The following is a 24,691-nucleotide window of genomic DNA, read 5'->3' as shown; positions in this document are numbered from 1 at the left end:
TCTCCACTGCGTTCACCGGCGCGGCCGGTGGGTGCAACGACCTTCATTATCGCACCATCGAGCGGAAATGAGCCAGTAGCCTCTCATGCGCATGTCGGCATATGGCTGCTCTCAGGTTTTCTCCGGCCTGGTCGCATGACCCGGCGGGCATACTGAGGTCATGACCGAAACCCGCAAGCGTCCCGTCGGTGTGGCCCTCTGGCTCATCGTCACCGGCATCATCGGCTGGTACGCCGCGTTCGCCCTGACGATCGAGAAGTTCGAGAAGCTCGAGAACCCCGACGCCATCGCTTCCTGCGACTTCAGCCCTCTCGTCCAGTGCAGCACGAACCTCAACTCGTGGCAGGGCAGCGTTTTCGGCTTCCCCAACCCGCTGATTGGCATCGCGGCCTGGATCGCGCCGATTGTGGTGGGCTTCGCGATTCTCGCCGGCGCCCGCTTCGCCCGCTGGTTCTGGACGTTCTTCTGGCTCGGCTACGTCTTCGCGATCGGATTCGTCTTCTGGCTGGCGTTCCAGAGCATCTTCGCGCTGAACGTGCTGTGCCCGTGGTGCATGGTCACCTGGGTCATGGTGATTCCGTCGTTCTTCGTCGTCACCTTCCACGCGATGAAGCAGGGTGTGTTCGGGACGCGCGCAGCAGCCGCGGGCGAACGGCTGATGGGCTGGACGCCGCTCATGGCGGTCCTCGTGCTCGCCGTGATCGCCGTGGTCGCCGAGATGCGCCTGCACGTGCTGGCAACGCTCTTCTGAGCTCACACACGACTGAGGCGTCCTCCCGGCCGGGAGGACGCCTCAGTCGTGTGTGGACTCAGCCGAACCAGATGCCGAGCTCGCGCTCGGCGGATTCCACGCTGTCGGAGCCGTGGACCAGGTTCTGCTGAACCTTGAGACCCCAGTCGCGACCGAAGTCGCCACGGATGGTTCCGGGGGCCGCGGTGGTGGGATCCGTGGTTCCGGCGAGCGAGCGGAAGCCCTCGATGACCCGGTTACCGGCGAGGCGGATTGCCACAGACGGACCGGACATCATGAACTCCAGCAGCGGCTCGTAGAAGGGCTTGCCCTCGTGCTCGGCATAGTGCTGCTCCAGGAGCGTGCGATCCGGCTGCACGAGCTTGAGATCGACGAGCGCGTAGCCCTTCGCCTCGATGCGCGCGAGGATCGCGCCGGTCAGTCCGCGAGCGACGCCGTCGGGCTTGACCAGGACGAGCGTTTCTTCGGTTGCCATGTCAGTCACTTTCTGTCGTGGAGGTGGCGGCCGGGCCCTTGCGGACCAAACGGGCCGACGTGATCATCGCATACGCCCACATCCCGCCGAAGACGAGGAAGACGAATACGAAGGCGAGGTTGAGGAATGCGGCGGCGAGGATGACGAACTGCAGCACCCAGCCTGCGGCGATTCCCCAGCGGAAGCGAGTGCACCCGGCGACGACGATCATCAACAGCGCCACAACGGCGCCCCCGACGATTCCCCACCACGGAGCGATCGTCTCGGGCAGAGCGCGCAGCCCGTAGACCACCAGACCCCCGAGGAACGCGACGAACGCCTCGAAGATCAGCACGATTGACCCGAGCCGGGCCATCAGGGACGGGGTGCGAGAGGAGGCGCTCATCGGGCGGTGCTCCCCTTCCAGTCCTCATCCTCGGCGAGGCGGATGGCTTCGCCTGCGAGAACCACCGAACCGACGATGATGACGGCGCGACGGGGTGCCTCCGCCGCCCACTCCCGAGCGGACTCCGCGGCGTCGTCCAGGTTGGGGTGGACGCTCGCCCGCAGTCCCGCCGCCTCGACCAGATCCGCCAGGGCGTCGGCGTCGAGTGAGCGCTCCGAGTCCGGTTCGGTGACGAACACGTGCGCGGGGATCTCGCGGAGCGCCTCGATGATGCCTGCTGCGTCCTTGTCCGCGAGCACCCCGAGCACGAGACCCCACTCGTCGAAATCGAACGACTCGCGGAGGGCTGAGGCCAGCGCCCGTGCACCGTGGGGGTTGTGACCAGCGTCGACGAGCACCGTGGGCTCGATCCCGATCAGCTGCAGGCGACCGGGAGAAGTCGCCTCGGCGAGGCCCTCCGCCAGGACGTCATCCGCGATCGGCTGCGCGGCTCCGCCGATCAGGGATTCCACGGCCGCGATGGCGAGGGCGGCATTCTGTCCCTGATGGGCGCCATACAACGGCAGGTACACGTCCTCGTAGGCACCGGAGACGCCGCGGACGCTCACCTGCTGCCCGCCCACGGCGAGCTGCTGGCCGATGAGCGCGAAGTCCCCGCCCTCGAACGCGATACTCGCCCCATGGGCGGCGGCGGCAGCACGCAGCACGGCTTCTGCCTCGGCGCTCTGACGTGCGGACACCACGGCCGCGCCATCCTTGATGATGCCCGCCTTGACGGCGGCGATCTTCTCGATCGTGTCGCCCAGCCGGTCTGCATGATCCATATCGATCGGTGCGAATACGGCCACATCGCCGTCGGCGGTGTTCGTGGAGTCCCACGAACCACCCATGCCGACCTCGAGCACCAGCACATCGATGGGCGCATCCGCGAAGGCGACGAAGGCGAGCACGGTCAGCAGCTCGAAGAACGTCAGCGCGGCGTCGCCCTTCGCGGCGAGTTCGGCATCGACGATCCCGACGAACGGGGCGATCTCCTCCCACGCGTCGGCGACCGCCGCATCCGAGATCGGCTCGCCGTCCACGAGCATGCGCTCGGTGAAGCGCACGAGATGCGGGCTGGTGAACAGGCCAGTGCGCAGCCCATGAGCCCGCAGCAGCGACTCGATCATCCGCGCGGTGGAGGTCTTGCCGTTCGTGCCCGTGATGTGGATCACGCGGTACGTCCGCTGCGGGTCATCCAGCAGCTCGAGAACGCGGGCCGTGCGCTCGACCCGCGGCTGCACCCACTGCTCCCCCTGACGGGTGAGCAGTTCGGCGTAGACGGCGTCCGCCCGATCGCGATCGGTCATTAGCGCTCTCCTCGCTCGCCGGTACGTGCCACCGAGACCGTGAAGGCCGCGGTGTTCGCGTAGGTACCCGCCACCACATCGACGGTGTGCTCGAAGGAGGTTCCGGCCTCACCGCTCGCCAGCACCACCGTGCCGTCTCCCAGCACCGTGTAGCTCGTCGCCAGGGTCTCCCCCGCGACATCGGCGACGTCGAATGCGCTCGCCACGGCGGCCGCTTCGTCGGCACTCGCGAACGCGAGCTGCAGACGGATGCGGTCGCTCACGTCGAAGTCCGCCGCACGACGGGTGTCCTGCACGGCACGGATCACGTCGCGTGCGAGGCCCTCCGCCTCCAGCTGTGGGGTGGTCACCGTGTCGAGCAGCACGAAACCGCCGCCCGGCAGGAGCGCCAGCGCCGTACCGTCGGCACCGCCGGCGACTTCCAGAGCCAGCTCGTACTCGTTCGGCTGGAGCGCGATGCCCCCCGCCGCGACGACGCCGTCGACCTCGGTCCAGTCACCGCTCTTGGCGGCGCCGATGGCCTGCTGCACCTGCTTTCCGATGCGCGGACCGGCCGCCCGGGCGTTCACGACCAGGCGGCGGCTGATGCCGTAGCGCTCTCCGATGCCGTCTTCAGCCTCGACGAGCTCGACCGCCTTGACGTTCAGCTCATCCCGCAGGATCCCCTCGAACTGCCCGAGCCCGGCCGAGTCGGCTGCGACCACGGTGAGCTTGGCGAGGGGCAGCCGGACCCGCAGGCCGTGCTGCTTGCGCAACGCGTTGGCGGTGGAGGAGATCTCCCGCACCGCATCCATCGCGGTGCGGATGTCGGATGCCGGGGCGAACGCCGCCGCATCCGGGAAGTCCTGCAGATGCACGCTTCGTCCGCCCGTGAGCCCCTGCCAGACCCGCTCGGAGACCAGCGGGATCAACGGTGCGGCGACCCGTGTGAGCACCTCGAGCACGGTGTACAGGGTGTCGAACGCCTCGCGGGAACTCTCTTCCTCGGTGACGCCCACCCAGAACCGGTCGCGCGAGCGACGGATGTACCAGTTGGTCAGCGCCTCGGCGAAGTCGCGGAGCTTTTCGGTGGCGCTGGTCGAATCGAGCCCGTCGAGGTCGGTCGTCACGCCCGAGACGAGGTCGCCGAGCAGCGCCAGGATGTAACGGTCCAGCACGTTGGTCGAGTCGGTGCGCCAGGTCGCCTGATAGCCACCGGGCTGTGCGGCATTGGCGTAGGTCGCGAAGAAGTACCACGAGTTCCACAACGGCAGCAGGAACTCGCGAACACCGCCGCGGATGCCTTCCTCGGTCACCGAGAGATTGCCGCCGCGGAGCACCGAGGAGGACATCAGGAACCAGCGCATGGCGTCGGAGCCGTCGCGGTCCAGGACCTCGGACACGTCGGGGTAGTTCCGCAGCGACTTCGACATCTTCTGCCCGTCGGAGCCCAGCACGATGCCATGGCAGGAGACGCCGGTGAACGCGGGCCGGTCGAACAGTGCCGTGGAGAGCACATGCAGCAGGTAGAACCAGCCACGGGTCTGGCCGATGTACTCCACGATGAAGTCGGCGGGCGAGTGCGAGTCGAACCACTCGCGGTTCTCGAACGGGTAGTGCACCTGCGCGAACGGCATCGATCCGGAGTCGAACCAGACATCCAGCACATCCTCGATGCGGCGCATGGTCGACTGCCCGGTCGGGTCATCGGGGTTCGGCCGGGTCAGCTCGTCGATGTAGGGACGATGCAGATCCGGCTCGCCCTTCTCGTTGCGCGGCAGACGCCCGAAGTCGCGTTCCAGCTCTTCGAAGGAGCCGTATGCATCGACACGCGGGTACTGGGGGTCGTCGCTCTTCCACACCGGGATCGGCGATCCCCAGTAGCGGTTGCGGCTGATCGACCAGTCACGCGCACCCTCGAGCCACTTGCCGAACTGACCGTCCTTGACGTTCTCCGGCACCCAGGTGATCTCCTGGTTGAGTTCGAGCATGCGGTCCTTGAACTCGGTGACGCGCACGAACCAGCTCGAGACCGCCTTGTAGATCAGAGGGTTCCGGCAGCGCCAGCAGTGCGGGTAGGAGTGCAGGTAGGAGGCCTCGCGCAGCAGGCGGCCGTTCGCCTTCAGCAGGCGGATCAGGGGACGGTTGGCGTCCATCCAGAGCTCACCCGCAACGTCGGTGACGGCAGGCAGGAAACGTCCGCTGTCATCCAGCGAGAGAATCGTGGGAAGACCCGCGGCATCGGCGAGGCGCTTGTCATCCTCACCGTAGGCCGGAGCCTGGTGGACGATGCCGGTGCCGTCTCCCGTGGAGACGTAGTCGTCCACCAGGATGCGCCAGGCCGTGCCGGTACCGTACGCCTCCTCATCCGCGTAGTAGTCGAAGAGACGGTCGTAATGGACGTCGGCGAGGTCGGCTCCGCGCACCGTCCGCTCCACCGCGGCCAGTGCTTCATCCGCCGACCCGTAGCCGAGGTCCTTGGCGTAGCCGCCGAGCAGCGCGGCGGCGAGCAGGTAGCGATACGCCACAGCGGATTCCGCGGCATCGCCGGCGGCGACGTCCGCAGCGCCGGCGGGACCGCCCGGCACCACGACGTAGTCGATGTCTGGGCCGACGGCGAGCGCGAGGTTGGTGGGCAGCGTCCACGGCGTCGTGGTCCACGCCAGTGCGCGCACACCCGTGAGACCGAGCGACTCCGCCTTGGCGCCCACGAGCGGGAAGCTCACCGTGACCGACGGGTCCTGACGCTCCTTGTACACGTCGTCGTCCATGCGCAGCTCGTGCGCCGACAGCGGGGTCTCATCACGCCAGCAGTACGGCAGCACACGGTAGCCCTCATAGGCGAGGCCCTTGTCGTAGAGCGTCTTGAACGCCCACAGCACGCTCTCCATGTACGACGTGTCCAGCGTCTTGTAGCCGCGCTCGAAGTCGACCCAACGAGCCTGGCGGGTGACGTAGTCGCGCCACTCCTGCGTGTAGGTGAGGACCGACTCCCGCGCCTTGGCGTTGAACGTGTCGATGCCCATGGCCTCGATCTCGCTCTTCTCCGTGATGCCGAGCTGCTTCATGGCCTCGAGCTCAGCGGGCAGCCCGTGGGTGTCCCATCCGAAGACGCGGTCGACCTTCTTGCCCCGCATGGTCTGGAACCGCGGGAAGAGGTCCTTGGCGTAACCGGTGAGGAGGTGCCCGTAGTGCGGCAGACCGTTGGCGAAGGGCGGGCCGTCGTAGAACACCCACTCATCGGCTCCGTCGCGCTGGGCGATCGACGCACGGAAGGTGTCGTCGCTTTCCCAGAAGTCGAGGATCTCGCGCTCGATCTCCGGGAACCGCGGGCTCGGCGTCACGGCCGCCGCCTGGTCGGCAGCGGGTCCGAAGGAAGATCGTGGGTAGGTCATCTCATCTCGCAGGTGCTCGTGATTCGCTCCTGCGGGGACGATCTCTCGACCGCGGTACCACCCCGCGTTGCCCCACGCCCGGCGGGCGGTGGACCACTTCATACTTCGGCTGTGACGGGCCTGCCCCGTTCGGTTCTACTGAGGCCATGGCCCGTTCTTCCGAATGCTCCCCGGTGATGCCGGATCTGTGCGCGTTCCCCGATCATACCCCGCCGTCGTTCAGGATGCGCCGTCCAGCAGCACCGCGGCGGCGGCACGCGCCATCTTCTCCTGGTCATGGCCCACCCCCGGCACCTCCTGCACACGCCACCGGAACGCGACGCCGTCATCATGAGCCACCGCCTCAGCGCGTGCGAAGAACTCCTCCCCGCGTGCGAGGCGGGTCGCGCCCTGCCGCATCGCATCGTCGTCGGTACGCAGGTTGTCGGATCCGGTGTCGGCGGTGCCGAGCATCACGACCAGTCGCCGGCTGAAGGCGAGCGCGGGATCGAAGACCGGCGCAGCACCGCCCCCGAACCCGAAGGGGAAGTCGGCCCCGTCGTCCGGCATCAGGTACCACCCCGCGTTCGCGGCGACCGCGAGCGAGACCGGGGCATCCGGAACGAGCATCACGTATCTATGGACGAACTGAGCGCCTGCCGAGTGCCCGAACATCTCGAACGAGTGCTGTTCCCCTCCGATACGATCGCGAGCCGCCTCGAACAAGGGCTGGATGTACCCGTACGACCCGGCGGTGACATCCGCAGGCTCCCCGGCATCGGATCCTCCGACCCCTCCGAGGTTGTAGCCCTCTGCGTCACCGAAGTCGGCTGCGGAGAACTGCGGCGCGAGCACGACGACGTCCCGGTCGCGCACCAGGTCGGTCCAGGAATTGCGGTAGTCCGCTGCGTTGCGCTCGACGCCGTGCATGACGATCAGGATGGTCGCGTTGCGCGTCGCGTGCTCGCCGCTGACGTAGTAGACGGGAATAGTGGGGCGTCCCGGAACGGCCAGCTCGAACTTCCCTCTCCCGCTCAGCCCGGAGGATGCGGGAGCCGTCGCCGCGCACGCGGGAACCGCGGCAACGATGAGCAGAGCCGCGAGCGCCATCCCCAGGCGGCGAACGACTGCCGTCGTACTCAAAACGTCACGCTCCCGACGTCACCGCTCCAGGCGACCCGTGGGCCCAGGATCTTCCGGGCTGGGCCGAGCTCGGCTCCGGTGACGGGACGGGCCACATAGTCCGTGAGAAGGTTGTCGGTCTCGATGACGCGAATGCTCAGCTCCCCTGCGCCGTCGTCAGCCCAGCGCAGACCCACGACGGCGCCGAGACCGGGACGGCCGTAGCTGGCGAAACGACCCGGCGCCCCGAAAACGAAGTTGCCCATGCTGTAGACCACCGGCATGTCGCCGATCACATCGACCGGCTGGAGGGTGTGCGAGCCGCTGCCGATCACCACGTCGTACCCGGCCTCCGCGAACAGCCCCGCCCAGTAGCGCTGCTGATCGTTCACGTCGGCGTAGTTGTCGCCCCAGTGGACGAACGCCACCACCCGATCGGCTCCGTTGTCCCGAGCCACGCGGATGCCTCGCTCGATACGGTCCGGTTTCAGCGGCAGCATTCCGGCGGAGACATCGGTGCTGCGCTGCAGGGGGCCGAAGTTCTCGCCGAACGACACGACCGCGACATCGAGCTGTCCGGAGCGGACCATGAGAGGCATCGAAGCCTGCGCCTGATCCGCTCCCGCTCCGAACGCCGCGACCCCGGTGTCGGCTGCGGCCTGGAGCGTGTCGGCCAGGCCGACGGGGCCTCGATCCATGGCGTGATTGTTCCCCAGGTTGATGGCATCGACTCCGAGCGCGTGCAGGACGGGCAGGTACGCCGGATCGCTCGCGTAGGAGTACTTCGCACCGGGGTTATTCGGTGCTGTGCTGGTGGTGAACGGGACCTCGGAGTTGATGATCGTGAAGTCGAATCCGCTGAGCATCGGAGCCACGCCGGCCAGGACTGACTCCGGTCCTTCCTCGGTGATCTTCGACATTGCGCCGTCGCCCAGCATGGTGTCTCCGGTGAAGCCCAGGTCCAGCACGCCGTCCGAGAGGGGCGCTGCGGCCGCTTCGACCACCGGTTCCGGTGGCGGTGCCGCGAGCGCCAGCTGCCCTCCGACCGCGGCCGATGCGCCCACTGCCACGGTCAGGCTGAGTGCGATGATCCTCCGGTCACGGCGGAGGTGGCGTCCGGCCCGCTTCCGGGGCTGTGCCCGGCGTGCCGCGTTCATCGTTCGAAATGCCATCGTCGGTTCCGTTCACCTCGTTCGCGCCACAGCTGGGCGCGGTACTCCTCCCCGGTCTGGACCGTCACCGGGACGCCCCGCCCCATCACCCAGACGCTGTCAGCCAGCGCCAGAGCATCAGGATCCTGCGTCACCAGCAGCACGGTGCCGCGGTGACGGAGAAGGGCCTCGCGCGCTCGTGAGCGTGCCTCGGCGTCCAGGCCCATCAGCGGCTCGTCCAGCAGCAGTATCCGCGGCGTGCCCATCATGGCGCGCGCGAGCGCGAGCAGCTGACGATCGCTGAGCGTCAGATTCGAGCCTCCCTCCTGGACCCAGTCATGGATGTCCGAGAACCCGTGCTGGGCCAGCGATTCATCCAGCCCGAGCGTGCGCAGTATGCGCTGCACCTCGCCCGGCGCCACATGGCGTGCGGCATAGGTGGCGTTTCTCAGCACACTGCCTTTGAGCAGCGGGAGGTTGGGGCCGGCCACCCCCATCATGCGTCCCACCGACGAAGGGGCGGTCTGAGCCAGGTTCTGGCCGTCCACGATCACCGCGCCCGATACCGGCTCCGTCTGCCGGGCGACGAGCTCGAGCAGCGTTGATTTGCCGCTGCCGGACGGGCCGGTGATCACGACCAGCTCCCCGCGGTCCGCGACCGCGGTGAAGTCGGCGAGGGCCCCCGGCACGGTGACGCCCTGGAACTCGATTCGCCCTCCGCGCACGATGAGCGCAGGGAGATCCTCCTCGGCGGCGTCACGCGACGAACTCGTGAGGAAGTCGGTGACCTTCTGCCGCGACACCAGACCGCGATGCCAGTAGTCGTGAGTGAGGCCGAGCGTTCGCACCGGACGGGCGAGGTACCGGGCCAGCAGCGCTGCCACGATGACGACATCCACGCCCACCTGGCCACGCCGCGCCTCGATGACTCCCACCGCGAGCACCGCGGCGACGGAGACCAGCGAGACGGCGACGGCGATGCCGCGGAGGCGCCCGCGCAAACCCGCGACGCGGATGAGCGCGTCCGTCAGGGAGGCGTTCTGTCGAGACAGCCGGGAGAATTCGCCACGGGTCCGCCCCGACACCTGGCTGACCGCAAGAGTGCCCAGTTGCTCGTCGATGTTGCCCATCAGGAGCGAGCGCCGTCGGCGCATCGTCCGGGTCGCCTCGCGCATGGAGCGTCCGAAGACGAGGGACAACGCGCTTCCTGCAGCGAGCACCGCGATCACCGTGATCGCGAGCCACACGTCGAGCCAGCACAGCACGCCGATTCCCACGATCAGCACGATTGCGGCGGAGATCCCTTCGAGGACTCCACGGCTGAGCCACATGCGGAGCATAGAGAGATCACCGGTCAGACGCAGCAGCAACCCGCCCCGTGCCCGATGTCGCAGGTGCGCCGGCAGCATGCGCTGCAGATGCGCGTACATGGCCATCCGGAGCCGGCGCACAACGAGGTATCCGGCGCGCTCCGCAACGGTGAACTCGATGCTTCGTGCGATGCCGAGCACGACCGCGAGGGCCGCGAGCACCCCGCAACTCCATAGTGCGCGCTCGAAGGTGAGCTCCGCAGCCCGCCCGACGCCGTCGGGGACGAGTGCGTCGATGACCGTCCGCGTGACCAGCACGAACCCGGCGAGCGCGGCCGCCTGGATCAGGCCCAGCGCAGCCACGGTGATGATGTCGGAGGCCCTCAGGCGGAACAGCGTTCCGGTGTGGACATCGTCGTCATCTTCGAGCCCTTCCTGCATCCACTCCGGTTCGCTTTCCTCGCGCCACGCGTCCGCGGGGGCCCCACCCGTCGTCGTCATTGAGTCCGTCGTCGTCATGGAGAGGCGGTCCGTCATGGCATCACCGGACGAAACAGACCGGCTGCCGGCACGTCGGCACGCTCGGCCGCAGCCTGAGCAACGAGCTCAGCCGCCGTGTCGGAGCTCGCCACCGCGAGCGTCGCCTCCGGGTTCAGCATGTCCACGGGCCACGCGGGAAGCGGAAGCTCGGCGGGTTCATGCAGCAGCGATGCCGGGACCCCGAGCACCGGGGCAACCGCACGGGCATCGCCCAGCTCGGGGATCCCCCACACCGGGATGCCCAGAGCAGCTTCCGCCTCGCGGGCGGCCAGCGGGGATGCGGTCATCGTCCCGGAGGCGGCGACCACGTCGAAGCCGAAGTCCGTGAGGATGCTCACGCCCTGCACGGCTCCCATGGCATCAGAGGCGGCGAACACGACCGCATCGATCAGGTCGTGCAGGCGCTCGGACTGCAGCAGCCGGCGGTTGTCCTGCTGCAGCAGACCATCGGCGATCTCCACAAGGTTCACGCCGCATCCGCCGACGGTGAGATTGCCGATGAGCTGGGCCGTCACCTCCTCCAGCACGCTCGTCGGCTGACGAAAAGACGATGCGAGACCGGCATCGGTGAAGTCGAGCATCATGTGGGCGCCGGCATCGAGCATCACCCAGTAGTCGTTGCCGGAGCCGGTTCCGGTGACCTTCGTCACGCCGGGGCGGGCGCCGGCCCGCGCCAGTCCGTGAGCGAGGTGACGGATCGTGGTGGTCTTGCCCGCGTTCATCGCGGTGCCGAGGACAGCGATGGTTCGCGGTCGCTCCCCTGCGGTGTCGACCGTCGGCAGCCGGAAGTCCGCAACGTTGAGCGGCCGGCCCGCCTCGTCCCCGATCAGTCCGATCGGGACGATGTCGGTGGCGGCCCGGACGGCGCGGCTTCGCGTGTGCACCTCGGAGGCGATGCCTCCGCTGGCCACGAGGTTGACCGGGCCCAGGTGACGCGGGACATAGGACTCGAACTGATCCGTGGCGTAGCGATCCGCGTACGCCACGATGATCAGGTCGTCCACGTGCAGCGCACTCCGGCGACCGTGGGGCTGCTCGATGTGTCGATGATGTCCAAGCCGCGCGATACGCACGAGCACGACGTCGCCGGGTCGTGGGCGAACGGCGCCGCCGACGAGCGTGCGCATCGATCGGGGCGGCACGCGTCGCACGGCGAACGATGATCGCGCCGCGGCGCGGAGCTCGGGTGCGAACTCCCTCACCCAGGTTTCACGCTGCACCGGACACCTCGCCCCTGGTACGCGTATGTGTGCAGGCGACACAGGACATACTTCTCCCCTCGTTCGGACTCGGGGAAACGCCAGGTGACGGCGGAGTCTATCTTTCGCCGCGACCCCGTCCTGCGATCGGAACGCGGGACGGAGAGGACGGCACTTGCACGACGACGATAATCCGTCTCAGACCCCGGAAGCGCGATATGGACATCTAGATGAGGGGAATCTCATTTAGGAAGGCGGCAGCACCGCCCGGGACGCGAGCAGTTCCCGCGTGAACGCATGCGCCGGTGCGGAGAAGATCTCAGTCGCCGTACCCTCTTCGACGACATGGCCGGCCCGCATCACCAGGATCCGGTCCGCGAGTTCCCCCACGACGGCGAGGTCATGGGAGACCAGTACCATGGCCGTCCCCTCATCCCGGAGCCGGCGCAGCACCGCCAGGATCCGCGAGGCCACGGACACGTCCAGGGCGGACAGCGGCTCATCCAGCAACAGCACGTCCGGCGCCACGGCGAGAGCACGCGCGATGGCTGCCCGCTGGAGCTGGCCTCCGGACAGTGTGCGGGGTCGCCGCCCGGCGAACGCGGGATCCAGTTCCACGCGCTCCAACAGCTCCGCGATGCGAGCGGCATGCTCTCGCCGGGGCACCCCTGCGGCCGCCAGCGCCTCGCCGATGGTGCGTCCGATCGTCCACGTGGGCAGGAAGGCACCGCGCGGATTCTGTGCGACGAGCTGGATCCGCGTGCGTCTGCTCCGGCGCGCCGACTCCGGGAGGGGCGACCATGCCGCCCCGTCGAGCGTCACGCGGCCGTCATCGGGCTGTTCCGCCCCCAGCAGCATCCGTACCAGCGTGGACTTGCCCGAACCGGACTCGCCGACGACACCGACGACCTCTGCGTTGTTCAGGCGGAGCGACACATCGCTTACCGCAGCCGTATGCGCGAACCGGCGGGTGAGGTTGTGCGCGCTCAGCAGCTCCCGGTCGCCGATCATCCGCCGCTCCGGTGCGCGACGGCGCGCTGACGTCAGCAGCTCGCGGGTATAGGGATGAGAGGGCGACGCGATCACACTCGCGGTGGCTCCACTCTCGACCACGTGTCCGTCCCGCATCACCACGACACGATCCGCGATCGCGGACACGGCGGCGATGTCGTGGCTGACCAGCACCACCGCGCGTCCGTCATCCGCGAGCGAGCGCACCAGCTCGAGGACGCGACGCTGCACGGTGGCATCGATGGCCGTGGTCGGCTCGTCGAGTGCGAGCACCGGGGGGTCCGCGGCCAGAGCGGACGCGATCAGGCTGCGCTGTCGCATGCCTCCCGACAGCTCATGGGGATACTGCGCAGCACGCAGGGCCGGTCGATCCACCGCGACGTCGGTGAGCAGCCCCACCGCGCGAGCACGTCGCGCCCGCCGGCGCAGGTCTGTGTGGATCGCCAGCGGTTCGGAGACCTCGTCGGCGACCCGTCGCAGCGGGTCGAGCGCGACGAGGGCGTCCTGGCCCACCAGGGCGATCCGCGACCCGCGAACGGCCCGCAGCTCCCGCTCCGAGGCTCCCGCGATGTCCACCCCGTCCACATCCATCCGTGCCGCGCTCACCTGCAGTGGCCGGGGAACGAGCCCCAGCAGCGCACGCAGCAGCAGCGATTTTCCAGCTCCGGACTCGCCGACGACGGCGACGCATTCCCCGGGGGCGACCTGGAGTTCGTCGACCCGGACGAGTTCGCGCGAGCGCTCGCCCGCGCCATCGGCGATGACGAGGCCCTGCAGGCGGATTCCGCTCATCGAAGACCCTCCACTCGCTCACGCAGGGCCCGGCCGATGAGGCTCGCGCATACGACGGTCAGGGTGATCGCCAGGCCCGGAAACAGCGTGACCCACCACGCCCGCGCCAGCACGTTGCGTCCGCCGGCGAGCATCAGCCCCCACTCCGGCGCAGGCTCGCCAGCGCCGAGACCGAGGAAGCCAAGACCGGCCACGGCGAGGATCGTGCTTCCGATCCCGATCGTTGCGAGCACGGTGAGCCGACGCATGACGGCGGGCAGCACGTGACGCACGGAGACCGTAAGCGCCGGAAGGCCCAGCATGCGTGCCGCCTCCACATGTTCCTCCGCAGCGATGGCGCGCGTGTGACCGCGCGCGTACCGAACGTAGATCGGGATCACCGCCAGCGTCACCGCGACGGCCACGTTCGCCGCGCCCGGGCCGAGAAGGGCCACGACGACGAGGGCGACGAGGAACTCGGGAACAGCGAGAGCGAGATCGATCACGCGCATCACCACGGCGTCCACCGGGCGCGGTGCACTTCCGATGAGCCACCCCAGCAGGGTGCCGATGACGAGTGCCACGATCACCGCGAAGACCCCCACGCCCAGCGACGACCTCGCACCGTGGACGACCCGCGCAAACACGTCGCGTCCGCTCTGATCGGTTCCGAACAGGTGATCGGCGCTCGGCGGCAGGAGCCGGGAGCTCACGTCGGCAAGCAGCGGATCGGCCGTCGTGAAGAGCTGCGGCGCCACCGCCATGGCCACAAGGACGAGAAGGAAGACACCTGCAACGGCGAGGAGCGCGCGGCGGATCATGCGGCATCCTCCGCCGCGCGCGGGCGAGCCGAGCGTGCCCGCCGACGCGGGTCCAGGAGCGGAACGGCCAGGTCGGACAACAGCGAGACCACGACGAACACGGCGCAGCTCAGCAGCAGAACCCCGCTCAGCACGGGAGCGTCCCGGTCCATGATCGCCGCCAGCGTGACACGACCGAGGCCGGGGCGCGCGAACACGGTCTCCACGAGCACCGCGCCGCCGAGGAGCGAGCCGATCAGGTAGGCGACCATCGGCAGCGTCCCCACCGCGGCATGACGGAGCGTGTGGTGAGCGAACAGTCGCACGTCACCGGCGCCACGGGCGCGAACCGTCTCGGCGAACTCCGATCGCTCCGCCTGCTCCAGGCCGTCGCGCAGCAACTGGCCCAGCAGCGCTGCGGTGGGAAGGGCCAACGTGAGAGCGGGCAGCACGAGCGAGCCCGGGCGTGATCCCGAGACCGGGAACCAGCCGAGGCCGAACGCGAAGACCGAGAGCAGGATCAGTCCGATCCAGAACACCGGCATACCGAGCAGGACCTGCTCCACCGTGGCGGCCACCGCGCGGGTGCGGCGCGTGCGCGCCACGATCGCGACGATCAGTACCAGCGCCAGCGCGATTCCCAGCGCCGCGAGGGTGAGCTGGAGCGTGGCCCCGAGCTGCCGCCCGATCACCTCGGTGACCGGCAGCCGCAGCTGGAACGACTCGCCGAAGTCGCCGCGCAGCAAGCCGGCCAAGTAGTCCAGGTACTGCTGCGGCAGCGGACGGTCCAGGCCCAGTTGCTCGCGCAGGCGCTGCTTGACCTCTTCGGACACGTTCGCCTGCGGACCGAGCATGACGGCCACCGGATCGCCGGGGATCACCCGCATGAGCAGAAACGAGACCGTCGCGGCCACCCACAGCAGAAGCACTCCCCCGAACACGCCGATGGCGGCGCGACGGATCACTCCGTCGCGCCGCCGCCGCGGGGCCGTCCTGACCAACTCAGTCGATCGAGGCGTCGTAGAAGAGCGGGCGACCGTACAGGTCGAACGTCAGTCCTGATACCGACGGAGCACTCGCGCTGATGAGGGCAGGCACGTAGAGCGGCACGATCGCGACGTGCTGGGCGTTCCACTCCTGCAGTTCGGTGTAGACCGCGGCCCGCTCGGTCGGGTCGACCGTCTCGGCGCCCTTCGCGACGAGTGCGTCGACTGCCGGGTCGGACACCTGCGAGGCGTTCTGGAAACCGTCGGTCGCCAGATGCGAGCGCAGGTAGTCCGGATCCACCCCCGAGAAGCCCCAGTCGGTGATGTCATAGGTCTTCGGTCCGTACTGCTCGTTGTAAGCACCGGGCTCGAGCGCTTCGCGAACCACCTCGAAGCCGATCTTCTTCAGATCCGACTGGATGGCGTTGCCGAGCGCCGTGCGGTCGTCGGGGATCGGAGTCCACGCGATCCAGCGGGCGCTGAGTCGCTTGCCGTCCTTGGTGCGGTATCCGTCCGCGTCCCGGCCGGTCCACCCGGCTTCGTCGAGGAGTGCCTCCGCCTTCTTCGGATCGAACGCCCACGTGCCCTCGATCGCCGCGTCGTACATCGGTGTGGTGGGGCCGAGCACGCTCCAGGCGCGCTCGAACTGGCCGTCGAAGATCGACTCGACAGCGCTGTCCACGTCGATCCCGAGCGCGAAAGCCTGACGGACCTTCTGATCGGCGAACACACCGTACTTCTCATTGAGGAACAGCGAGTACGGCATGCCCGGGTAGGCCTTGGTGTCCACGGTCAGGTCGGGGTTGAGCTCTGCGACCGAACTCGGGGGCAGCTCGCTCACCAGCTGAGCCTCTCCCGAGTTCGCCATTCCGGTGCGTACGGAGGGCTCGGGGACGAGGGAGACGCGCAGCGTCTGGACGGACGGCGTCTTCTGGCCCTGCGGCCCCCAGGCGTAGTCAGGATTCGCGGTGTACACGATCTCCTGATCAGCGGTGTACTCGCTCAGGACGTAGGGCCCCGTGCCCACGGTCACATCCGGACCCCCGGCCTTGAGCTTGTCGAGAGACTCGGTGAGCACACGGGGCGAGTAGAAACCGAGCAGCGGCGTGCTCGCAGCCTGCAGGAACGGCGCGTAGGGCTCGTGGAAGTCCACGCGAACGGTCGTGTCGTCGATGACGGTGGTTCCCGCGTAGTTCTCTCCGCCCAGCATGCTCGCAGCCTGCGCCGAAGCCGTGTCGGGGGCCACGATGCGATCGAAGTTCGCCTTCACCGCCGCGGCGTCGAACTTCTCGCCGTCCGTGAACGTGACGTCGTCACGCAGGGTGAACGTGTAGCTGCGTCCGTCCTCGGAGACCTCCCACGCGCTGGCGAGCCACGGCGAGAAGGAACCATCCGCGTTCTGGAAGACCAGGGAATCGAAGACGACGCGCTGCACCATGGCGGTCACATCCATCTGGCTCGTCTGCGGATCCATGTGTCCCTCGGACAGGGTGGCGCCGGCGATGGCCCAGGTGAGCTCACCCGAAGGGGCGGTCCCGTCGGCGGAGCCGGTCCCGCCCGATGCGGGCGCATCGGATCCGGCGCAGCCGGCGAGAACGATCGTCGCAGCGACGGTCAGAGACAGCGCGGCCAGCACTCGGCGGCCGACGGAACGAGCAGACATGCGGGATCCTCGGATTGCGGGTCAGGGATGCATCCAACCTACCGCATCCGCTACGGTTGTTGGACGCGGTGCAATTACCGCACCGGCCCTCCAGCGGCCGGACGTCGACGTGAGATCCTCCGCGACACGGTGCCGCGCCCGTTCGGGTCGGGCGCGGCACCCCTCCCGCTCGGTGTAGCGCAAGCATGAATCGTCGCCTCTCGCGCACGGCGGTTGCCACCGTCGCGATTCACGCAGTCCCCTGACCCCGGACCTCGACCCATTCCATTCCTTGTTTGTCCGATGCCGTCCCTAGACTGCCCGCATGGCTCGCACATCACGCCCTCTCCGCCCACCACAGGCTGCCGCTCCCGATCTCCCCGCCGAGTTCGAGCCCGGCCCCCAGCCGCGCCGTGGCATCACCGCGGAGGAGGTCGAGTGGGCCGACGCGCGCGGAGCATTCGACGCGCCGTACGCCGACCTCAGCGGCTCACGGTTCGCCGGAGGGACGATCGATCGCCTGGACGCAGCCCACGGCGGATTGCGCGACCTCGAGTTCGACACCGTTCAGATCGCGTCGCTTTCGCTGCGCGGCTCCCACCTTCGGCGCGTGCGGATTCGCTCCAGCCGCATCGGCAGTCTGGACCTCGCGGACGCCGAGATCTCCGAGTTGATCATCGAGGATTCCCGGGTCGACTACCTCAGCGCCGGGCGGGCCTCCGCCGCGGACGTCGAGGTGTCGCGTACTGTTTTCGGGTCGCTCGACGCGCCCGCCGCCTCGCTCACACGCGTACGGTTCGCCGATTCCCGCGTCGACGAACTCGACCTCCGTGAGACGCGCAACACCGACGTCGACCTGCGCGGTCTGGACATCGGGCACCATCTCGACCCGCGCGGGCTCGCCGGGGCGACGATCACCTCCCTCCAGGCCCAGCTCGCCGCGACTGCTCTCGCGACCGCTCTCGGCGTGTACGTGACGGACTGAGCGACGCACGAGCACGTAGACTGGTCTCTCCCAAACACTCAGGCACGCTCACACGGTGCCGCACATATCGCCTCTGGAGACCCCATGGCCGACGCGCAGATTCCCGACAAGCCCGCCCTCGAAGGTCTCGAGGCCAAGTGGTCCGAGCAGTGGGAGCAGACCGGTGTCTACCGGTTCGATCGCGGCGCGGCGTCCGCGCAGGGTCGCGCGTCCGTGTACTCCATCGACACCCCGCCGCCGACCGCTTCGGGCAGCCTCCACATCGGTCATGCGTTCTCGTTCACGCACACCGACATCAAGGCGCGCTTCGAGCGCATGCGCGGCAAGAGCGTGTTCTACCCGATGGGATGGGACGACAACGGACTTCCCACGGAGCGCCGCGTGCAGAACTACTACGGCGTGCGGTGTGACCCGTCGCTGCCGTACGACCCCGACTTCATTCCCCCGTTCCGCGGCGGGGACAACAAGTCCTCCAAGGCTGCGGACCAGCAGCCGATCTCGCGCCGCAACTTCATCGAGCTGTGCGAAGAGCTGACCGTCGAGGACGAGAAGCAGTTCGAGGCGGTCTTCCGTCAGCTCGGTCTCTCCGTGGACTGGACGCAGACCTACCGGACGATCTCCGACGACACGATCCGCACCAGCCAGCTGGCGTTCCTGCGCAACCTGGAGCGCGGTGAGGCGTACCAGGACCTGGCGCCCACGCTGTGGGACATCGACTTCCGGTCGGCGATCGCACAGGCCGAGCTCGAAGACCGCGAGCAGCCGTCCGCCTACCACACGCTGGTCTTCCACGGCCCGAGCGGCGACGTCGAGATCGACACGACGCGACCGGAGCTGCTTGCAGCGTGCGTCGCGCTCGTGGCCCACCCCGACGACGAGCGCTACCAGCCGCTGTTCGGCAGCACCGTCACGAGCCCGGTGTTCGGCGTCGAAGTGCCCGTCCTCGCGCACCACCTGGCACAGCCGGACAAGGGCAAGGGCATCGCAATGGTCTGCACCTTCGGTGACGTGACCGACATCATCTGGTGGCGCGAGCTGGATCTGCCCAACCGCACCATCATCGGCAAGGACGGGCGCATCGTGGAGGAGCGGCCCGAGGCGATCACGTCCGAGGCCGGGATCGCCGCGTACGGAGAACTCGTCGGCAAGACGGTGTTCAGCGCCAAGAAGCAGATGGTGGAGCTGCTGCAGGCTTCGGGCGAGATGCTCGGCGATCCGCGGCCGTTCACCCACCCGGTCAAGTTCTTCGAGAAGGGCGACCGGCCGCTGGAGATCGTCTCCACCCGCCAGTGGTACATCCGAAACGGCGCCCGCGACCCGCAGTTGCGTGAGCGGCTCGTCGAGCTCGGTCGTGAGCTGAACTGGCACCCGGACTTCATGCGTGTGCGCTACGAGAACTGGGTCGGCGGCCTGACCGGAGACTGGCTGGTCTCGCGCCAGCGCTTCTTCGGCGTGCCGATTCCGGTGTGGTACGCCCTGGATGAGAACGGAGAACGGGACTACGACCGGGTGCTCGTCCCCGATGTCGCGCAGCTGCCGATCGACCCGACCACGGATGTGCCCGCGGGGTACACCGAGGACCAGCGCGGCCAGGCCGGCGGCTTCGACGGCGAGATGGACATCTTCGACACCTGGGCGACGTCCTCGCTCACGCCCCAGCTGGCGGGTGGCTGGGAGCGCGACACCGAGCTCTGGGACCTGGTGTCCCCGTTCGATCTGCGACCGCAGGGCCAGGACATCATCCGCACGTGGCTGTTCTCCACGATGCTGCGCAGCACTCTTGAGGACGACCGCTCCCCCTGGACGGACGCTGCCATCTCGGGCTTCATCGTGGACCCGGACCGTAAGAAGATGTCCAAGTCCAAGGGCAACGTGGTCACCCCGGCCGACATCCTCACTCAGCACGGCACCGACGCCGTCCGCTACTGGGCAGCATCGAGCCGCCTCGGTGCCGACGCCGCGTTCGACCCGCAGAACCCGACGCAGGTGAAGATCGGCCGCCGCCTCGCCATCAAGGTCCTCAACGCGGCCAAGTTCGTGCTCTCCTTCGGCGACCCCGGCGACGCCGCCGTCACCGAGGCGCTCGATCTCAGCATGCTCGCCGGCCTCGACACCGTGATCGCCGATGCCACGCGCGCTCTGGACGAGTACGACCACGCTCGCGCGCTCGAGGTCACGGAGTCGTTCTTCTGGACGTTCTGCGACGACTACCTGGAACTGGTGAAGGAGCGCGCCTACGCGGGCGGCGCCACGGGCGCATCGGCCGTGGCGGCGCTGCGGATCGCGCTGTCGGCCCTGCTGCGACTGCTGGCACCCGTCATCTCGTTCGCCACCGAGGAATCCTGGTCCTGGTTCAACGAGGGATCCATCCACACCGCGCCGTGGCCCGTCCCGGGCGAGCGCGGTGGCGACACCGCCGTCCTCACCGCGGCGAGTGCGGCGCTGATCGGCATCCGCCGTGCGAAGACGGAGGCCAAGGCGTCCCAGAAGACGCCGGTGGCCCGCGCCATCGTCGCGGCGCCCGAGGCGGTGCGCGTCGCGCTGTCGAGTGCCGCCGCCGATCTCGCGGCGGTCGGCCGGATCGAGGACCTGCAGTTCGTCGATGGCGCGGAGCTCGCGGTCGTGGAGATCGAACTCGCTCCGACCCCGGAGGCATGATGCAGCTCGGCACCCGCTGGGCGGCAGGCACCGTCCCACCGCCCAGCGTGCCGGCCGCCCTGCGTGACGCGATCGCGCAGGCCGACGCAGACGCCCCCGCCGGATCCCATTGGACGCTCACCTGGCTGGAGGGCCGGGCTGTGGCGGAACTCGACTCGGGTGTCGAGGTGGTTGAGCTCCCGGACGGCTCCGTGATCGGTCGTCCCTGGCAAGACTGATCCGCGAGAGTTCCCCTGTGGGCGAGAATCACCGCGTTGCGGCGACTCTCGCCCACAGTCGCAATCGCCACGGACGCGAGTGCACTAGTTGCCGACGCCAGTCGGTTTGTCGCCGGTGCGAGCGGAGTTGTCGCCGGTGCGAGCGGAGTGGTGGCCGTGCGAGCGGAACCGTCGCCGTGACGAGGCCCGCGTCAGCGAGTGCCGAGGTAGCGCCAGGCCTCCGCGGCGGTCTCCCGATGCGCGTGGAGCGCGGATTCACGCCGGGCGCGAACCTCGACACGACGCGCGATCGCGCGCTGCACCGCGGCTGCAAGCGAGAGGATCCCGCGCTCACCGAGCGTCGCGCGATTCGTCCGCACCAGGGTCGGCGTGGTGAGCGGTCCGTACACCACGGGAATGATGGTGGTTCTGGGTGCGGCAACACCGGTCATCAGTTCGTCTCCTCGTTCGTCGTGGGGTGTTGCGGGTGGTTGTGACGCGACTCGGGTGCATCGTCCAGCACGAGCGGGAACACGTCGGTGCGCACCGAGTAGAGCACGCCTCCGGTCTCGCCGTTCTCTTTCGCCATCGCCTTGGCACGGGTGAGCACGGCTTCCAGTTCGTCGCGAAGTACCGCGAACTGCTCCAGCGTGAGGCGCATGTTCGACGTCGCCAGAGTCGCGTCACGATCCGAGAAGTCCGCGCCGCCCCGGGTGCTCGCGCGGAGGAAGTCCATGAGCTGCGCGTTGCGACGCCGGAACATCTCCGTCGTCAGGATCTCCGCGGCAGCGCGCCCGGCGGGGGAAGTCGCCTCGGTGGCGATGTCCAGGCGGAGTCCGTCGGGATCCACGTCCCACCAACGCTCGCGAGCACTGCCGCGATCCGGGACCTCGACAACGATGCCGTGCTTGGCCAACGCTCGCAGGTGATAGCTGGTGGCTCCGGAGGACTCCCCCACCAGTCGCCCGAGGCTGCTCGCCGTCTGCGGCCCTCGCTGCCCGAGGATGTCGATGATCTCCACCCGCAGCGGGTGCGACAGCGCACGCATGGCCGCGCTCGACAGCGGCGCGATCTCCCGCCGTTCGGCGCCCTCATCGTTGCTCATGTTGCAAAGATATCTTTGCAAGTTCTTCTTTGCAAGCATTCCTTTGCAATGACTTTGGAACTGCACGCTCCTTGCTGGCCCGCGGCAGTTCCGTCTGCGTGCGAGAGAATGCCCGCGTAGCGCCGATCGTCACCCGCAGACGACGTCTCGCGGCACGGCGTCCAGCACCGCCGCAGCGTGTCGAGCACGGGCGGGGGCGCGCGTGCAGCGGCAAACGCGAGAGTGCGCGGATAGGGTGGCAGGATGACCGTCGACGCCAATCCCCTGCTCGTTCCGTCATCCCTCCCCTACGAAGTTCCGCCATACGACCGCATCCGGCCGGAGCACTACCTGCCGGCGTTCGAGGCGGCGTTCGCGCAGCATCGGGGCGAGATCGACGCGATCACGCGGGTGCGCTCGATGCCGACGTTCGAGAACACGCTCGTGGCGCTGGAGCGCAGCGGCGGGATGCTGCGCCGGGTTGCCAACGCCTTCTTCACCGTGAGCTCCGCGGATGCGACAGAGGAGATCCAGGCGATCGAGGAGACGCTGGCACCGTTGATGTCGGCGCACTTCGACGCGATCACCCTCGACGCGCACCTGTACCAGCGCATCAGCACGCTGTGGGAGCAGCGCGAGTCGCTCGGCCTCACCGGCGAAGACGCCTACCTCCTGGAGCGGCGCTATCGCACGATGACGCACGCCGGTGCTGCTCTCGACGACGCCGCGAAGGCGGACCTGACGGCCCTGAACGCACGCCTGTCGGTCCTGACCACGCAGTTCGAGAAGAACCTGCTCGCCGACACGAACGACCTCGCCGTCCACTTCGACGATGCCGCAGATCTGGACGGCCTCACCGACGCGGAACTCGCAGCGCTGAAGGCCGCAGCCGACGAGCGCGGCCGGCCGGGCTACCTTCTGACCCTCATGAACTTCACCGGGCACCCGTCGCTCGCCGTGCTCACCGACCCGCAGACGCGCCGTCGCATCATGGCCGCGTCTCGTTCGCGCGGTCACCGTGGCAACGCGTGGGACAACGCGGATCTCGTGCTGGAGATCGTGCGATTGCGTGCCCGCCGTGCGGAGCTGCTGGGGTATCCGAATCACGCTGCCTACGTCACCGCGGACGAGACGGCCGGCTCTCCCGAGGCGGTCACTGCCATGCTGCGGCGGCTGGCACCGGCAGCGGCTCGCAACGCACGTGCGGAGCGTGAGCTGTTGCAGCAGATGCTGGATGCGTCCGAGGCAGCCCGGCCACTCGAAGCCTCGGACTGGGCGTTCTACACCGAGAAGGTCCGCGCAGCTGAGTATGACGTCGACACGGCCGCACTGCGCCCGTGGTTCGAGGCCACCCGCGTGCTGCAGGACGGCGTGTTCTACGCCGCCACCCGTGCATACGGCGTCACGTTCCACGAACGCGATGATCTTCCGACCTATCACCCCGACGTGCGGGTCTTCGAAGTCCGCGACGACGACGGGACGGTGGTGGGCCTCTACGCACTCGACCTCTTCACCCGCGACACCAAGCGCGGCGGCGCCTGGATGAATCCGATCGTCGAGCAGAGCGATCTCGAAGGCACCCTCCCGGTCGTGATGAACAACCTCAACGTCCCGAAGCCCACCGAGGGGCCCACTCTGCTCGCCTTCGATGAGGTGTCGACGCTCTTCCACGAGTTCGGCCATGCGCTGCACGGCCTGTTCGCGCGAACGCGGTACCCGATGTTCTCGGGCACGAACGTGTTCCGCGACTTCGTCGAGTTTCCGAGCCAGGTCAACGAGATGTGGATGCTGTGGCCCGAGGTGCTCGACAATTACGCCCGTCACGTCGAGACGGGCGAGCCGATCGATCGGAGCGTCATCGATCGCCTGAACGCGGCCGAGACGTTCAACCAGGGCTTCCAGACCTCCGAGTATCTTGCCGCGGCCTGGCTCGACTTCGCCTGGCACTCGCTGAGTTCAGCGGAGGCCGAGATGGTCGACAGCATCGACGCGTTCGAGGCTGCGGCGCTCGCTGAGATCGGGCTGGCCTCGGACACGGTGCCGACACGCTACTCGACGGCGTACTTCTCACACGTGTTCGCGGGGGGCTACTCAGCCGGATACTACTCGTACATCTGGTCCGAGGTCATGGACGCCGACACCGTGGAGTGGTTCGCAGACAACGGCGGTCTGAGCCGCGCAGGCGGTGACCGCTTCCGGGAGCGCCTGCTGGGAGTCGGCGGCGCGAAAGATCCTCGCGAGGCGTACCGCGACTTCCGGGGCCGCGATCCGCAGATCGGCCCGCTGCTCGCGCGACGGGGGCTTGTGGACTGAGGCTTCCGCGGCGGCCGCGCATCCCGTAATGTCGGGCGCTGAGAAAGGACGACGATGACCCTGCTGCCCGCTTCGCGCGAACCGTTCACCGCCCCCACGATCGTGGAGGTCTCCGAGATCGCCACCGCAGTGATCCGCTTCCGCGGCATCACCATGGCGGCGCTGTCATCGATCTATGACGGCGCGTTCGGAGCGCTCCGCCAGGCGATCGCCGAAGGCGCGATGACGCCGAACGGAGCCCCGTTCGGCCGGTACATCGGCGACCCGCACGGCGAGTTCGATCTCGAGGTGGGATTCCCCGTCGAAGGTATGCCCACGATCTACACGACCGGCGATCTCACGGTGACCACCGGGGCGATTCCCGCTGCCCGGACGGCGATCCTGTCCGCGATCGGTCCCTTCGACCACCTCCCGTCAGCCTGGACGACGCTCACCGACTTCGCGTCCGCGCAGGGGCAGACGCGCGGAGACTGGACAGAGGTGTACGTCAGTGACCCGTCGGCGACCCCCGCCGAGGAGTTGCGCACGGACCTGATGCTGCCGCTGCGCTGAGCCGGGCGGCGATCCCAGCCGGTGCCGGCGGACAACGTCGCGCAGGTTGGCCGGACG

General features: G+C 68.5%; 20 protein-coding genes. 6 read left to right on the top strand and 14 right to left on the bottom strand.

What is annotated here, in order from left to right; genetic code table 11:
• Positions 1 to 160 precede the first annotated feature (160 nt).
• On the top strand, positions 161 to 751 hold the full coding sequence (locus ACIQJ5_RS07100; RefSeq protein WP_231089977.1) for a vitamin K epoxide reductase family protein: 591 nt from the start codon (positions 161 to 163) through the stop codon (positions 749 to 751).
• A gap of 58 nt (positions 752 to 809) precedes the next feature.
• On the opposite strand, the gene ndk is transcribed toward ACIQJ5_RS07100, so the two are convergent.
• The 12 genes from ndk to ACIQJ5_RS07040 all read right to left on the bottom strand — a co-directional run bounded on the left by ndk (position 810) and on the right by ACIQJ5_RS07040 (position 16,866).
• Entirely contained in the window at positions 810 to 1,226 is a 417-nt protein-coding gene (gene ndk / locus ACIQJ5_RS07095) for a nucleoside-diphosphate kinase (protein WP_231089976.1), read from the bottom strand.
• Between the two features lies 1 nt (position 1,227).
• Positions 1,228 to 1,611 (bottom strand): DUF4233 domain-containing protein, encoded by a 384-nt coding sequence (locus tag ACIQJ5_RS07090; protein ID WP_231089975.1) that lies wholly within the window; start codon positions 1,609 to 1,611, stop codon positions 1,228 to 1,230.
• Positions 1,608 to 2,960 (bottom strand): folylpolyglutamate synthase/dihydrofolate synthase family protein, encoded by a 1,353-nt coding sequence (locus ACIQJ5_RS07085; RefSeq protein WP_231089974.1) that lies wholly within the window; start codon positions 2,958 to 2,960, stop codon positions 1,608 to 1,610. Before ACIQJ5_RS07085 ends, ACIQJ5_RS07090 begins: the two co-directional genes overlap by 4 nt.
• Positions 2,960 to 6,334 carry an isoleucine--tRNA ligase gene (gene ileS, locus ACIQJ5_RS07080; RefSeq protein WP_402842327.1) on the bottom strand — a complete coding sequence of 1,125 codons (3,375 nt, stop codon included), beginning with the start codon at positions 6,332 to 6,334 and terminating at the stop codon, positions 2,960 to 2,962. The genes ACIQJ5_RS07085 and ileS overlap by 1 nt, the downstream gene beginning before the upstream one ends.
• Before the next feature lie 219 nt (positions 6,335 to 6,553).
• Positions 6,554 to 7,456 carry a hypothetical protein gene (locus ACIQJ5_RS07075; RefSeq protein WP_402842324.1) on the bottom strand — a complete coding sequence of 301 codons (903 nt, stop codon included), beginning with the start codon at positions 7,454 to 7,456 and terminating at the stop codon, positions 6,554 to 6,556.
• Positions 7,453 to 8,607 (bottom strand): CapA family protein, encoded by a 1,155-nt coding sequence (locus ACIQJ5_RS07070; protein WP_402842322.1) that lies wholly within the window; start codon positions 8,605 to 8,607, stop codon positions 7,453 to 7,455. The genes ACIQJ5_RS07075 and ACIQJ5_RS07070 overlap by 4 nt, the downstream gene beginning before the upstream one ends.
• Positions 8,589 to 10,433, bottom strand: a complete 1,845-nt coding sequence (locus ACIQJ5_RS07065; protein ID WP_402842319.1) for an ABC transporter transmembrane domain-containing protein — start codon at positions 10,431 to 10,433, stop codon at positions 8,589 to 8,591. The genes ACIQJ5_RS07070 and ACIQJ5_RS07065 overlap by 19 nt, the downstream gene beginning before the upstream one ends.
• Positions 10,430 to 11,656 (bottom strand): DUF1611 domain-containing protein, encoded by a 1,227-nt coding sequence (locus ACIQJ5_RS07060; RefSeq protein WP_402842316.1) that lies wholly within the window; start codon positions 11,654 to 11,656, stop codon positions 10,430 to 10,432. Before ACIQJ5_RS07060 ends, ACIQJ5_RS07065 begins: the two co-directional genes overlap by 4 nt.
• Before the next feature lie 225 nt (positions 11,657 to 11,881).
• Positions 11,882 to 13,438 carry an ATP-binding cassette domain-containing protein gene (locus tag ACIQJ5_RS07055; protein ID WP_402842313.1) on the bottom strand — a complete coding sequence of 519 codons (1,557 nt, stop codon included), beginning with the start codon at positions 13,436 to 13,438 and terminating at the stop codon, positions 11,882 to 11,884.
• Complete coding sequence (locus ACIQJ5_RS07050; RefSeq protein WP_402842310.1) at positions 13,435 to 14,238, bottom strand: ABC transporter permease; 804 nt, start codon at positions 14,236 to 14,238, stop codon at positions 13,435 to 13,437. The genes ACIQJ5_RS07055 and ACIQJ5_RS07050 overlap by 4 nt, the downstream gene beginning before the upstream one ends.
• Positions 14,235 to 15,182 carry an ABC transporter permease gene (locus ACIQJ5_RS07045; RefSeq protein WP_231089966.1) on the bottom strand — a complete coding sequence of 316 codons (948 nt, stop codon included), beginning with the start codon at positions 15,180 to 15,182 and terminating at the stop codon, positions 14,235 to 14,237. Before ACIQJ5_RS07045 ends, ACIQJ5_RS07050 begins: the two co-directional genes overlap by 4 nt.
• A gap of 37 nt (positions 15,183 to 15,219) precedes the next feature.
• The gene (locus ACIQJ5_RS07040; RefSeq protein WP_402842306.1) at positions 15,220 to 16,866 is read right to left on the bottom strand and encodes an ABC transporter substrate-binding protein; all 1,647 of its coding nucleotides are present in this window, start codon (positions 16,864 to 16,866) and stop codon (positions 15,220 to 15,222) included.
• A 304-nt stretch (positions 16,867 to 17,170) separates the two neighbouring features.
• On the opposite strand from ACIQJ5_RS07040, the gene ACIQJ5_RS07035 reads away from it, so the two are divergent.
• The 3 genes from ACIQJ5_RS07035 (at position 17,171) to ACIQJ5_RS07025 (ending at position 20,706) form a co-directional block, all read left to right on the top strand.
• On the top strand, positions 17,171 to 17,830 hold the full coding sequence (locus ACIQJ5_RS07035) for a pentapeptide repeat-containing protein (RefSeq protein WP_402842303.1): 660 nt from the start codon (positions 17,171 to 17,173) through the stop codon (positions 17,828 to 17,830).
• A gap of 84 nt (positions 17,831 to 17,914) precedes the next feature.
• Positions 17,915 to 20,488 carry a valine--tRNA ligase gene (gene valS / locus ACIQJ5_RS07030; protein ID WP_402842300.1) on the top strand — a complete coding sequence of 858 codons (2,574 nt, stop codon included), beginning with the start codon at positions 17,915 to 17,917 and terminating at the stop codon, positions 20,486 to 20,488.
• Positions 20,485 to 20,706 (top strand): hypothetical protein, encoded by a 222-nt coding sequence (locus tag ACIQJ5_RS07025; RefSeq protein ID WP_402842297.1) that lies wholly within the window; start codon positions 20,485 to 20,487, stop codon positions 20,704 to 20,706. Before valS ends, ACIQJ5_RS07025 begins: the two co-directional genes overlap by 4 nt.
• Before the next feature lie 191 nt (positions 20,707 to 20,897).
• On the opposite strand, the gene ACIQJ5_RS07020 is transcribed toward ACIQJ5_RS07025, so the two are convergent.
• Together ACIQJ5_RS07020 and ACIQJ5_RS07015 are read right to left on the bottom strand one after the other, a co-directional pair.
• Positions 20,898 to 21,137, bottom strand: coding sequence for a hypothetical protein (locus ACIQJ5_RS07020; protein WP_402842294.1), 240 nt, complete (start codon positions 21,135 to 21,137; stop codon positions 20,898 to 20,900).
• Entirely contained in the window at positions 21,137 to 21,790 is a 654-nt protein-coding gene (locus tag ACIQJ5_RS07015; protein ID WP_402842291.1) for an ArsR/SmtB family transcription factor, read from the bottom strand. The genes ACIQJ5_RS07020 and ACIQJ5_RS07015 overlap by 1 nt, the downstream gene beginning before the upstream one ends.
• A gap of 243 nt (positions 21,791 to 22,033) precedes the next feature.
• Here ACIQJ5_RS07015 and ACIQJ5_RS07010 point away from each other — a divergent pair, with 243 nt between their 5' ends.
• A complete protein-coding gene (locus ACIQJ5_RS07010; protein WP_402842288.1) occupies positions 22,034 to 24,082 on the top strand; it encodes a M3 family metallopeptidase in 2,049 nt (682 codons plus the stop codon).
• 54 nt (positions 24,083 to 24,136) lie between these two features.
• Positions 24,137 to 24,634, top strand: a complete 498-nt coding sequence (locus ACIQJ5_RS07005; protein ID WP_231089958.1) for a GyrI-like domain-containing protein — start codon at positions 24,137 to 24,139, stop codon at positions 24,632 to 24,634.
• Positions 24,635 to 24,691: the final 57 nt, after the last annotated feature.

Source organism: Microbacterium sp. GXS0129 (assembly GCF_044769785.1).
Lineage (GTDB): Bacteria > Actinomycetota > Actinomycetes > Actinomycetales > Microbacteriaceae > Microbacterium > Microbacterium nymphoidis.
This window is presented reverse-complemented; position numbering and strand designations above follow the sequence as displayed.

Bases quoted from the DNA above. Each gene is read 5' to 3' on its own strand.
- ACIQJ5_RS07005 (WP_231089958.1), top strand. From the start codon at position 24,137: ATGACCCTGCTGCCCGCTTCGCGCGAACCGTTCACCGCCCCCACGATC.
- ACIQJ5_RS07065 (WP_402842319.1), bottom strand. From the start codon at position 10,433: ATGACGGACCGCCTCTCCATGACGACGACGGACTCAATGACGACGACG.
- ACIQJ5_RS07050 (WP_402842310.1), bottom strand. From the start codon at position 14,238: ATGATCCGCCGCGCGCTCCTCGCCGTTGCAGGTGTCTTCCTTCTCGTC.
- valS (WP_402842300.1), top strand. From the start codon at position 17,915: ATGGCCGACGCGCAGATTCCCGACAAGCCCGCCCTCGAAGGTCTCGAG.
- ACIQJ5_RS07015 (WP_402842291.1), bottom strand. From the start codon at position 21,790: ATGAGCAACGATGAGGGCGCCGAACGGCGGGAGATCGCGCCGCTGTCG.
- ACIQJ5_RS07020 (WP_402842294.1), bottom strand. From the start codon at position 21,137: ATGACCGGTGTTGCCGCACCCAGAACCACCATCATTCCCGTGGTGTAC.
- ACIQJ5_RS07090 (WP_231089975.1), bottom strand. From the start codon at position 1,611: ATGAGCGCCTCCTCTCGCACCCCGTCCCTGATGGCCCGGCTCGGGTCA.
- ACIQJ5_RS07070 (WP_402842322.1), bottom strand. From the start codon at position 8,607: ATGGCATTTCGAACGATGAACGCGGCACGCCGGGCACAGCCCCGGAAG.
- ACIQJ5_RS07010 (WP_402842288.1), top strand. From the start codon at position 22,034: ATGACCGTCGACGCCAATCCCCTGCTCGTTCCGTCATCCCTCCCCTAC.
- ACIQJ5_RS07035 (WP_402842303.1), top strand. From the start codon at position 17,171: ATGGCTCGCACATCACGCCCTCTCCGCCCACCACAGGCTGCCGCTCCC.
- ileS (WP_402842327.1), bottom strand. From the start codon at position 6,334: ATGACCTACCCACGATCTTCCTTCGGACCCGCTGCCGACCAGGCGGCG.
- ACIQJ5_RS07055 (WP_402842313.1), bottom strand. From the start codon at position 13,438: ATGAGCGGAATCCGCCTGCAGGGCCTCGTCATCGCCGATGGCGCGGGC.
- ACIQJ5_RS07040 (WP_402842306.1), bottom strand. From the start codon at position 16,866: ATGTCTGCTCGTTCCGTCGGCCGCCGAGTGCTGGCCGCGCTGTCTCTG.
- ACIQJ5_RS07085 (WP_231089974.1), bottom strand. From the start codon at position 2,960: ATGACCGATCGCGATCGGGCGGACGCCGTCTACGCCGAACTGCTCACC.
- ndk (WP_231089976.1), bottom strand. From the start codon at position 1,226: ATGGCAACCGAAGAAACGCTCGTCCTGGTCAAGCCCGACGGCGTCGCT.
- ACIQJ5_RS07100 (WP_231089977.1), top strand. From the start codon at position 161: ATGACCGAAACCCGCAAGCGTCCCGTCGGTGTGGCCCTCTGGCTCATC.
- ACIQJ5_RS07025 (WP_402842297.1), top strand. From the start codon at position 20,485: ATGATGCAGCTCGGCACCCGCTGGGCGGCAGGCACCGTCCCACCGCCC.